Genomic DNA, 10,159 nt, shown 5'->3' on the forward strand with positions numbered 1-10,159 from the left:
GTCCATTGCGATACGCGCCTCCAGGTAATGAACCAAGTAGAGCACGCGATCGCGCTCGAGGCCATCGCGCGTCGCCGTGCTGTCCATTTGAGACCGAGCTCCTGATCCGCGAACCCACCGGTCCGCTGGAACAAAAGCTCGATTGACAGGCTGACTATTCTTCGTTAACTAGTGGTCTTGTAGGCTTCACCGTAAGAGCCTTGATGACACTCGTCGTTCGCGCAACGGAATGTCGCTGCGACTATGAAGGAACAACGAAACCTCGTTGCCAGCCTGTCTGATTGGACTCTGGAAAGACCCGCTTCGTCAAGCACTCTTTGCTCGGGCGAAGATGGCGCGATCCCTGCTGCTTCAGGGTTCGTGGTTAAACGTAATGGTCGACCGGATACCGATCTTCCGAAAACTTTCGATCCGCAACTGGATCAACTCGAGATTTTCGAGATCGACCGTTCCAATTTAATCCTTCAACTGCGAACCCTCCGGCGCGCAATCGACGAGGGCGCAGAGGAAATGGAGATGGTCGCGATTGAGAGGGTATTCAGCAAGTCACCTTCCGGAGCACTCGCCCGCGGTGGTCAGAAGTTGCGCCTGGCCGCAAGAGATTTGAACCGCGTTCTTCGCTCGATCGAGCGAGCTCACATCCCAAGGGCACCCGGACGACCTGGCCCCAGACCGAAGCTCGGCAATCGACGGAAGGCACGGACCTGATCCGAAACCTACGAGTCGGCGGCAGTCTATTTTCGCCGCCCGCGCGAGGCGCTCTTTCGCGCGGGCGATTTCGGCGCAGGCGCCGGCTTCGCCGCTATCAATTCATACAGCGATACGTGAAACTGACTCGCGGCGCTGAACGGCTCACGCTTCCATCCACCGTAGCGCGCGCGCAGGCGCATCCCGGCCAGCCGCGCCATCAAGTCGAGTTCGGCCGGTCCTGCGTAACGCAGCCGCACCGGATAGAGAAGAATGCTGCCGCTCTCGCTAATCTCGACAAGCGCGGATCGTATCGACTGTGTACCTGGATCGTGCTGCGTAACTTCCAACCGCACCCGGTCGGTACCTACGTCGATCGCGCCGACGCGCTGACCGCGATCGAAGCGGCTCGGGTCCGGCACGAACGCTTCCATAACGAACGCCCCCTCCGGGGTGAGGTGCCGCGCGACCCTCTGCAAGCACCGCACTTGTTCGTCCTGCGTGAGCAGCGCGAAGAAAGTATTGAACACGACGTAGATCAGCGAGAACTGGCCACCAATTTTTACGTCTGCGAAATTACCGAATACGACCGGGATCGCGTCGCCACCGGGCTTCTCGCGCATCTTCTCGACCATCTTCTCGGAAGCGTCGATGCCGAATACCTTCAAGCCTTTGGCCGCGAGCGGCACCGCAATGCGGCCGGTGCCGATGCCAAGCTCCAGCACCCGTCGCTTGCCGGCGATGCTCGCGAGGAATTCGACGGTCACATCGGTGAAACGCGTTACCGGGGAGTGGACGTGGAACTGATCGTAAACTGCCGCAATTCGATCGCCGTAGGTGGAGTGTTCGTAGTCGGCCATGCGCCGCAGGTCATCAAACGATGCCGCCCAAGTCAACGCCTCAACCGCGCATGTGCATCGTCCGTCCCCTCTTTGTCGACGCGCCGACCCTCGTGTTAGTCTCAGCCGCCGGAGCACGCATCATGGTGAAGATCGAGCGCGAAATTCCTATTCAGATCGATCCGGGCGAGAATTCGTTTCTTAAGGGAATCTACGCGCCGATCGCGACGGAGATTACTGCGGATGATTTGAAGGTTATCGGCGAGATTCCCAAAGACCTCGAGGGTGCGTATCTGCGCAATGGGCCTAATCCGATCTTTCAGCCGCGAGGACGCTACCATTGGTTCGACGGCGACGGCATGGTGCATGGCATCGAATTCCACGACGGCAAGGCGACCTATCGCAACCGCTGGATTCGCACTGAAGCATTCGCCGCCGAGCAGGTGGCGAATCGAACGATATGGCCGGGGCTGATGGATCGTCCGGATCCTGATGTTCCGCGCGGCGCAGGTTCCGACGGATGGCTTAAAGACTCCGCCAACACTGACCTCGTGTTTCACAACGGCTACGCGCTGGCGCTGTGGTATCAGTGCGGGCTGCCTTACAAGATCGATCCGCGCACGCTGGAGACGCTCGGCGTCGAGCGCTTCGGCGGCAAGCTCGAACGGGCAGTGTCCGCGCACGCCAAGGTCGATCCCGTGAGCGGCGAGTTGCTGTTCTTCGACTATGCGACCAAGCCGCCGTACATGACCTACAACGTCGTCTCCGCGCGCGGCGAGCTTACCCATCATGAGCCGATCGATCTCCCGGGCTCGCGCTTGCCGCATGACATGGCATTTACCGAGCACTACTCGCTGCTGATGGATCTGCCGCTGTTCTGGGATCCGCAATTGCTCGAGCGCAAGGTGCACAAGGTCACTTACTATCCCGAGCTGCCAAGCCGGTTCGGAATTCTGCCGCGCTACGGAACTAACGCGGACGTGAAATGGTTCGAGGCGTCGCCCTGTTACATCTACCACGTGGTCAACGCGTGGGAGGACGGCGACGAATTCGTGATGGAAGCGTGCCGGGTGATCCAGGCGGAGCCGGGCGCGAAGCGCGGGGAAGGCGAGCTCGCGCGGATGCGAGCGTTTCTGCGCCTCGAGGCGCAACTGTGCCGTTGGCGCTTCAACCTCGTCACCGGCGCTGTGACCGAAGAGCAGCTTGACGACGAAAAGACCGAATGGCCGACGATTAACCGGCACATGATGGGCCGCAAGTCGCGCTACGCGTACAACTCGATGGTGCCGCACTACGAAGGGCTGGTGAAATACGACACCGTCCGTGGCATGTCGGAGAAATATCTGTTCGGCGCGGGACGCACCTCGAATGAAGCGCCGTTTGCGCCGCGCGCCGGCGCTCGCGACGAGGACGACGGCTACGTTGTGACCTTCGTTGCGGATGCCAACGCCGCGAACAGCAGCGAGGTCGTCATCCTGGCTGCGAAAAATTTCGCGAACGGACCAATCGCGCGCGTACAGATTCCGCAGCGCGTGCCGGTCGGGTTCCACTCGACGTGGATTCCCGGCGATCAGTTGCGCGCGCGCTAGTGGCGGTTATTGATTCGGCGAAGGCCCGGTCACCTTCGAGTTAGGAGTGTTCACTTCGATGCTATGCGGCTGCCCGGCCTTGTCGGGAACGATCGCATGAATGTCGCCGCTGATTAGCGTCACGCGGCTCGGCACCATCTGCCCGTTCACCGCCACAGTGTTCTCGATCGCAATGCTGGTGTTGCTGCTGAGCGCAATCGAGCTGCCATCACCAAACCCCAACGTCATCGAACCATCCGGCTGAGTCGTCACCGTGTCGTGAATCTTTACCGGCGTCCCCTGTTGCGCAGGTAGAGTAGCGCCGCCGCGCTGAATCTGCGCGCTGCCGCTGACCTGGGTAACACTGCCGACGGAGTCGTCGGCGCGCACCGCCGAGCTCGCGAGCAGTCCGAGCATCGCCGCCACAACCAGAAGTGCAACCGAGCGGCGGGTGGTTCTAAGCACATCAATACCGGATTCGATTTTTTTCATATTGATCCCTGGCGGTCAGCTTTTTCGCGAAAGATTCACGCTCGACAAGATAGCATCGTCAAACGCTCGCGCGCTATGAAGCTCAACAGGGCCACGCTTGGTGTTAAACTGTCGGTCCGATCGACCATCTGAAGCCGGACGCGCGTTGAAACCTACCTCCAAGCTCAAATAACCTCATAGCGGGGCGATCAAACGGAGCCGGTGATGGGAAGGCGTAGATCTGTGCTCGCAGCCGCGATTGCTGGTGGCGCGCTCATGTTCGCTGCGGGATGCATGCAGACGCAGGAGGTCGATCAGACTATGCCTCCGTATGCGTCTATTTCGGACGCAGACCGCGATCCGCCCAAGCCTCCGCCGTCGGACGACTCTCCCGGCATCATGAGCAGGATGGGATCAGCAATTTTGCAACTGTTTTGGTGAGCGTCCGAACGAAACTCGAAGTCTAACTGGTACACCTCAAACCGCCCGCCTATCCGCTGTGAACACGCGAACCTTCATCTGTCTCGATACTCCGCGCCTGATCCTGAGGCGCTTTCGCGATACAGACCTCGCAAGTTTCATGGCGTATCGAAACGATCGCGAAGTCGCGCGCTACCAGTCATGGGAATCGATCTCGCGCGCCGAAGCGGCGAAATTCATCGCGCAGCAGAGCCGCCAACGCCCCGGGATTCCCGGCAAGTGGTTTCAATTCGCGGCTGAGGTCAAAGCTGGCGGAGCGCTGGCCGGCGATTGCGCTCTGCTGGTAATCAGGACGACGCCACGCATCGGAGAAATCGGCTACACCTTTGCGCGTGCATACCAGCACAGCGGCCTTGCGGCCGAAGCCGCGGGCGCTGTGATAGATTTCGCTTTCCGCTCGCTCGAGCTCAACCGCGTAATCGCGACTACCGATTGCCGCAACGCGCCGTCGGTCGCGCTGATGGAGCGTCTTGGAATGAAAAGGGCAGGGCACTTTCTCCACAACGCGTGGTTCAAGGGCGAGTGGTGCGACGAGTATCAGTACGCGGTGCTGCGCGAGGATTGGCCGCGCAATCGCGTTTCTTGACAATCCCGCCGGACGCGTCATTGATCTGACTAATCCGCCGCAAAGGAGAATCTGCTCATGACTCGCATAATCGACGCCGACGGGCATATCGTCGAGCCGCGCGCTCTCTGGGAAGATTACGCCGAACCGCAATTTCGCGATCGCATGATCCAGATTCGGCGCAATCGCGATGGCGGCGACGAGCTGTGGATTAATGACGAGAATCGCAGCCGGCCGTCGCTCCCGGTGGCGGCGTCGATGACGCCCGGCGGCCTTTCCAACCTCGAGCGAGCGCGCAAACTTACCTGGGACGACATCCTGCCCGGCGGTTACGACCCGCACGCTCGCATCAAGGTGATGGATGAAGAGGGCATCGACGTCGCCGTCCTCTACCCGTCGTTGTGGCTGCTCTACGGCGATCTGACCGATCCGCAGCTCGCGGCCGCCGCGTGTCGCGCCTACAACAACTGGCTGGCCGACTTCTGCAAGCCCTTTCCGAAACGGTTATTCGGGGTGGCACCGATGCCGCTGCAGGACGTCGATGAAGCTGTGCGCGAGATGCGCCGCGTCGTGCGCGAATTGGGCTTCAAAGCGGTGTTCGTCAGGCCCAATCCGTTCAACGGGCGCCGCCTCAACGACCCCGCGTACGATCAATTCTGGCGCGAGGCGCAGGAGCTGGACGTTCCGGTCGCCGTTCACGGCAGTTTCGGGACGCGGATGCCCACGATGGGCGGCGATCGCTACCACGATCCGTTCTTCTTCCACATGGTCTGCCATCCGTTCGAGCAGCAAGCGGCCTGCATGGATATCATTTGCGGCGGCGTGCTCGCGCGATTTCCAAAACTGACGATCGGCTTCCTCGAATCTGGAATAGGATGGCTGGGCTACTGGCTGGATCGAATGGACAGTCACTACGAAAAAATGGGCACCTACGTGCCGTGGCTGAAGCGCAAACCGAGTGAGTACTTCGCCGACCGATGCTACATCTCGATGGATCCTGACGAGAGCACGCTGAGGGCGATGATTGACCTGGGCGTCGAGCGCAACGTGCTGTGGGGGTCGGACTATCCGCACTTCGACTGCACGTATCCGGGCGTCGTGTCCGAGGTGACCCGCGCGCTGGGGAAACTGCCGCAGAGCGCCCGCGACAATATCCTGACGCAGAATGCGCTGCGGTTTTATCGTCTCACCTGATCACTCGATCAATCCGCGGCGGCGTGAACGATCGCGCCGCCGAGCCCGCCCTGCGCGATCACGTCGTGCAGGCCTGAGTACATCGAGAACACGAACTGATACCAGTCGGCGCCGCCGACATTTTCAATCTCGACGCGCTTGAGCTGGATTCTATCGACGAACGTCGCGTACCATCGCGCGTAGTCGATACTTAGATCCTCGACAGTACCGGGCGCCCATCCCGCTTCGCGCAGCATCGCGGCAATCTCCGCGACTCGAATCGCATGCGGAATGAAAACCTGTCCGCCGACGGCGAGTGACTCCGCGTTGCCTTTGGCGCCGAGGGCGTAATCGAAGATGACGAGTCTTGCGCCCGGCCTGGCGACCTTCCGTAACGCGGCGAGTGCGTCGCGCTGCTCGGCGAACGCATAGAACGCGTTGAGCATATAGATGACGTCGAACTGGCGAGCGACGGTGCGCGGCACGTCGAGCACGTCGCAAACGTGGAATCCGATCTCGGGATACGTCGTGCGTGCGTATTCGATCGATTCGATGTCGCGATCGATTCCCTCGACCTGGCCCCATCTGCGGCGGCGCAGATATTCCGCGCTGCCGCCGCGGCCGCATCCCACGTCGAGCATCCAGCTGTCGCCGTTTTTCGGAACCGCGCGAAATGCGCGCTCGATCGCCTCTTCCTCGCCGGCATGTGCGTAGTCGCCCTCGCGAATCAGCGCGAGGATGCGCTTGCCCTCGTATGAGTTCATGTTCATCGGAGACGGCGTCATGGTCGGAATAGTATATCGTTCGTGCGAGGGCCAGGAGCCGGGTTCGCCTCGGGTGGCGCAACTATTGCCATCGTCGAGGCACGCTGACGAGCCTTTGGACCCCAAGCTCACCGCACCAGCGCTCGAAGCGCGCGCGCGGCACACCGCGGAACTTCAGATCGTCAAGTGAGTCCTCGAGCGGGACCGTGTCGATGAGCGTCGCCAACTTCCGGTAGAGATAGGCTTCATCGCGCCGCTCGGTCAGCGTCGCCGCGAGTTGGAGCGCGCCGCGCGGCTTGACCGTCCATTTAGAGGAATCCGCGGGAATCCGCTCGAGCCTTTCGTACGCGCCCATCAGCATCGACGCGCTCTTCTTGCCAAAACCGGGCAGGCCGGGAAAACCGTCGGCGCTGTCGCCGGTCAGCGCCAGGAAGTCCGGCATGCTCTCCGGTCCGAAGCCGCGCTCGACGCGAAACGCCGCCTCGTTCGTTACCTTTTTCTGACGCCGGTCCACCTGCACCACCCGGTCGCCTCGGATACACTGGCCGAGGTCCTTGTCCGGGGTGAGAATTCGCACCTGCTCTGCTTCGTCGCGAAACTTTCGAGCTCCGCTCGCGAGTCCGTCGTCCGCTTCGTACTCGCGCATCGACCAGACGCTCACCCCGATCGCCCCGACCGCACGTTCTGCCGCATCGAACTGAGCGCGCAGCTCGGGCGGAACACCTTCGTCGCTCTTGTACGGCGGATACAGGTCATTGCGGAACGATCGAATCGGATTGTCGAACACCACCGCGAGATGAGTGACCGCTTCGTCCGCGTCGTGCAGCAGCGCCAGCATCGACTCGACGATGCCGACGGTCGCCTTGGCATCCGTGCCCGACGGTTCGCGATGGTCCGGGCGCGGCGAAAAGTGCGCCCGATAGAGCTCGTAGGTCCCGTCGACGAGATGCACCCTCACGCCGCCACCATTGCACTTGTCGAGCCGACCCTTCTCCCTTTTATATCTTGTTCCCCTTCCCGCTCGGGAAGGGGTTGGGGGTCAGGTTGTCGCCACAGCACAATGCTCCGCTCAGGACCTCTCACACAGTACAGGTGATTGATTGCGCCTCGCGCGCCTGACTTGCTTGCCCTAGGGGCTGCGCGACTTCATAATCCGCGCGTAGCGATACTTTTGCGATTCGAAACGGGATTACCCGTCCGGGGAGGAATTGAATCCGATGCTAAGTAAAATGGCTATGCTGGGGTTTGCAACCGTGGCGCTCGTGGCCGCTTTCGCTGCACCACCGGCGCGCGCTGGAAGTGCGACATGTAGCAGATCGGCTAAGGGCGAACAAAAGCACACCGCCTCTGACGGCAGTAACTGTCTGGCCAGTTCAGATGGAACCGGCAAGGCCAAGGCAAAAGCAACCGGGGGTGCCTCTGCGCAAACCTTTGTGTTGAGCGGCGGCAAGTCCAACTCCGTCGCGTCCGATCAAGCGATGTCGGAGGCGGAATCGGAAAGCAAGGGCAAATCAACCGCCCACGCATCGGACCCAGGCAGCGATGCGTTCGTCGATGCTGACCAAAAAGGCGTGGCGACAGCGACCGCGACTGGGGGCAGCAACGCCAATGTGACCGCGCTCGGAAAATGCAATGCGACGGGGATGGCCACCGGAGGCTCTACTGTAAACGCCAATTGCGAAGAAGACGGCAGTTTTGTGCACGCGACCGCTACCGGCGGGGGCGAGGCGGATGGTGACGGCACGGATCCGCCGACTTGCATCCCGAACGGCGGGACCGCCAAGGTCACTAGCAGCGGAGGCAACTGCGGCTGATTGGTAGCGGCCCGAAGAACAGCGCGAAGGCGGTCTACGAGGCCAAGCGGCCGTCTGCGGTTCGGCAGTTTGTGCGGTCGCGATCTTTTTCGTTACTGGCTGGAAAACTTGCGTAATCTCACGGCCTTCGCGCCACGCTTTGTACCGCTCGAGGAACGCTTCCATATAAGTGTAGAAGACCGGCGTGATGTAGAGCGTCATTGAACTGGGAGAAGAACAGGCCGCCGACCACAGCCACGCCAAGCGGAGGACGCGACGAGCCGCCGGCGCCGGCGCCGAGTCCGATCGCGATCGGCAGAGTTCCCATCAGCGCCGCCATCTTAGTCATCATGATCGGGCGGTTTCAGCACCGGCCGTTCGAGAATCGTATGTCACGTTCCCAACCGGGTGAGAGTCACTATATTATCGCCTCGATCCACAAACTCGATAAGTTTGAACCGCAGAAGGCATCTCGCGTTGGCAACGGACTTGCTTGCGCTAGGACGGGAGCGACTCCATAATCCCGCGCGTAGCCGATTTTCGCGGAAAAGCGAATCGCTAAGGGAGATCAAATGATTCGACGGATTGGGCTCTGGGTATTGGTGGGCCTATTTTTCTTGACGGCAGCAACTCCGGCTGGCGCGGGTGACGTAGCGGAAGCGCTGACGACCTTCGAGGCTGCGTCCACCGTAATCGGACAAAAGAACTTCACGAGTAACCAGTGCAATCCGGGTTCGAGCGGGAATCCCTCCGCCAGTACTCTCTGCGATCCGTCAGGTGCTGCCGCTCTAGGCAAAAAAGTCTTCTACCTTCCCGACCAGGACAACGCCCGTCTGCTGGGATTCAAAAAAATCCCAAAAAAAAACGGCGCATCCGCCAAGTTGGTGCTCGGCCAGAGCAATTTCAAGAACCGGAACTTTGGTAACAGCAGTACATCGTTCGATAGTCCCACCGCGACCTTTGTCGCAGGCAGTCAGCTGTTAATGAACGATTTCGGCAATAACCGCGTGCTCATCTGGAAAAAGCTGCCGACCAAGACCAACACGCCGGCGGACTTGGTGGTCGGCCAAACCGACCTCACTGCGAACAATTCCGCGACGAGCCAATCGGGATTGTCTGAACCAGAGACGGGGTTATTCGTGGCAAATGGCAAGCTCTTGGTCGCAGACCGCGACAACAATCGGATCATGATTTGGAACAGCATTCCGACCGCCAATGGCGCGCCCGCGAATGTTGTAATCGGCCAACCCGATTTTATCAGCAATCAAGCAGCGACCACTCAGACCGGGCTCGGAGAGCCGGAGGGACTTTGGAGCGATGGCACCAAGCTGGCGGTCGCAGACTTCGATAACAACCGGGTGCTGATTTGGAACAGCATTCCGACCACCAATGGCGCGCCCGCGGACGTAGTCGTTGGACAGCCGGATTTCATTTCTTTCGACAGTCCGGATCCACCAACCGCGCAAAGTCTCAACCAACCCGGTGGCGTCGCTTCGGATGGCACGCGTTTGTATGTTGAGGACTCCAGAAACAACCGCATCCTCGTGTTCAACACGTTTCCAACGGCTAACAATCCGACCGCGGACATCGTGCTTGGTCAAGCCGACTTCACGCACGGCCTTTCGAACGCCGGCAACTCCATGCCGAGTGCGCAAACGCTCAGTTTCCCGTTCGGAATATCTCTTGTTGGGACCCAATTGATCGTCGATGACGAGAGCAACAATCGATTCCTGATATTCAGCACTAAGTAAGCCACCGACAGCGCGCGCGGTGCGGAGCGTCGTCTGTCGCGGTAGACAAGATCTCCGAAAAAAAGGCC

At 60.5% G+C, this 10,159-nt stretch carries 10 protein-coding genes and 1 pseudogene; 6 read left to right on the top strand and 5 right to left on the bottom strand.

The window, feature by feature from the left end:
- Positions 1 to 243: 243 nt before the first annotated feature.
- On the top strand, positions 244 to 708 hold the full coding sequence (locus VIW95_RS02465; protein ID WP_331583682.1) for a hypothetical protein: 465 nt from the start codon (positions 244 to 246) through the stop codon (positions 706 to 708).
- 26 nt (positions 709 to 734) lie between these two features.
- Here VIW95_RS02465 and VIW95_RS02470 read toward each other — a convergent pair whose 3' ends face one another.
- A complete protein-coding gene (locus tag VIW95_RS02470; RefSeq protein WP_331583684.1) occupies positions 735 to 1,583 on the bottom strand; it encodes a class I SAM-dependent DNA methyltransferase in 849 nt (282 codons plus the stop codon).
- Between the two features lie 86 nt (positions 1,584 to 1,669).
- Here VIW95_RS02470 and VIW95_RS02475 point away from each other — a divergent pair, with 86 nt between their 5' ends.
- A complete protein-coding gene (locus tag VIW95_RS02475; protein ID WP_331583686.1) occupies positions 1,670 to 3,115 on the top strand; it encodes a carotenoid oxygenase family protein in 1,446 nt (481 codons plus the stop codon).
- 6 nt (positions 3,116 to 3,121) lie between these two features.
- Here VIW95_RS02475 and VIW95_RS02480 read toward each other — a convergent pair whose 3' ends face one another.
- A complete protein-coding gene (locus tag VIW95_RS02480; protein WP_331583688.1) occupies positions 3,122 to 3,586 on the bottom strand; it encodes a FecR domain-containing protein in 465 nt (154 codons plus the stop codon).
- 478 nt (positions 3,587 to 4,064) lie between these two features.
- Between VIW95_RS02480 and VIW95_RS02485 the strand changes: the two genes are divergently transcribed.
- Positions 4,065 to 4,631: a GNAT family protein gene (locus VIW95_RS02485; RefSeq protein ID WP_331583690.1), complete on the top strand. Its 567-nt coding sequence runs from the start codon at positions 4,065 to 4,067 to the stop codon at positions 4,629 to 4,631.
- A 57-nt stretch (positions 4,632 to 4,688) separates the two neighbouring features.
- Positions 4,689 to 5,804: an amidohydrolase family protein gene (locus tag VIW95_RS02490; protein WP_331583692.1), complete on the top strand. Its 1,116-nt coding sequence runs from the start codon at positions 4,689 to 4,691 to the stop codon at positions 5,802 to 5,804.
- Between the two features lie 8 nt (positions 5,805 to 5,812).
- Here VIW95_RS02490 and VIW95_RS02495 read toward each other — a convergent pair whose 3' ends face one another.
- A complete protein-coding gene (locus VIW95_RS02495; protein ID WP_331583694.1) occupies positions 5,813 to 6,568 on the bottom strand; it encodes a class I SAM-dependent methyltransferase in 756 nt (251 codons plus the stop codon).
- A 61-nt stretch (positions 6,569 to 6,629) separates the two neighbouring features.
- Entirely contained in the window at positions 6,630 to 7,505 is an 876-nt protein-coding gene (locus tag VIW95_RS02500; RefSeq protein WP_349259279.1) for a 5'-3' exonuclease, read from the bottom strand.
- Between the two features lie 259 nt (positions 7,506 to 7,764).
- On the opposite strand from VIW95_RS02500, the gene VIW95_RS02505 reads away from it, so the two are divergent.
- Positions 7,765 to 8,361: a hypothetical protein gene (locus VIW95_RS02505; protein ID WP_331583698.1), complete on the top strand. Its 597-nt coding sequence runs from the start codon at positions 7,765 to 7,767 to the stop codon at positions 8,359 to 8,361.
- Positions 8,362 to 8,505: 144 nt separating this feature from the next.
- On the opposite strand, the pseudogene VIW95_RS02510 reads toward VIW95_RS02505, so the two are convergent.
- Positions 8,506 to 8,701: pseudogene (locus VIW95_RS02510) on the bottom strand (efflux RND transporter permease subunit); the annotation flags it as partial.
- Positions 8,702 to 9,224: 523 nt separating this feature from the next.
- Here VIW95_RS02510 and VIW95_RS02515 point away from each other — a divergent pair.
- Positions 9,225 to 10,091 (top strand): hypothetical protein, encoded by an 867-nt coding sequence (locus VIW95_RS02515; protein ID WP_331583702.1) that lies wholly within the window; start codon positions 9,225 to 9,227, stop codon positions 10,089 to 10,091.
- The last annotated feature ends 68 nt before the right edge of the window (positions 10,092 to 10,159 follow it).

Source organism: Binatus sp. (SeqCode) (genome assembly GCF_036522015.1).
Lineage (GTDB): Bacteria > Desulfobacterota > Binatia > Binatales > Binataceae > Binatus.

What these genes read in the sequence shown, in the direction of transcription:
- VIW95_RS02465 (WP_331583682.1), top strand. Translation starts at nt 244, where the DNA reads ATGAAGGAACAACGAAACCTCGTTGCCAGCCTGTCTGATTGGACTCTG.
- VIW95_RS02475 (WP_331583686.1), top strand. Translation starts at nt 1,670, where the DNA reads ATGGTGAAGATCGAGCGCGAAATTCCTATTCAGATCGATCCGGGCGAG.
- VIW95_RS02480 (WP_331583688.1), bottom strand. Translation starts at nt 3,586, where the DNA reads ATGAAAAAAATCGAATCCGGTATTGATGTGCTTAGAACCACCCGCCGC.
- VIW95_RS02490 (WP_331583692.1), top strand. Translation starts at nt 4,689, where the DNA reads ATGACTCGCATAATCGACGCCGACGGGCATATCGTCGAGCCGCGCGCT.
- VIW95_RS02495 (WP_331583694.1), bottom strand. Translation starts at nt 6,568, where the DNA reads ATGACGCCGTCTCCGATGAACATGAACTCATACGAGGGCAAGCGCATC.
- VIW95_RS02505 (WP_331583698.1), top strand. Translation starts at nt 7,765, where the DNA reads ATGCTAAGTAAAATGGCTATGCTGGGGTTTGCAACCGTGGCGCTCGTG.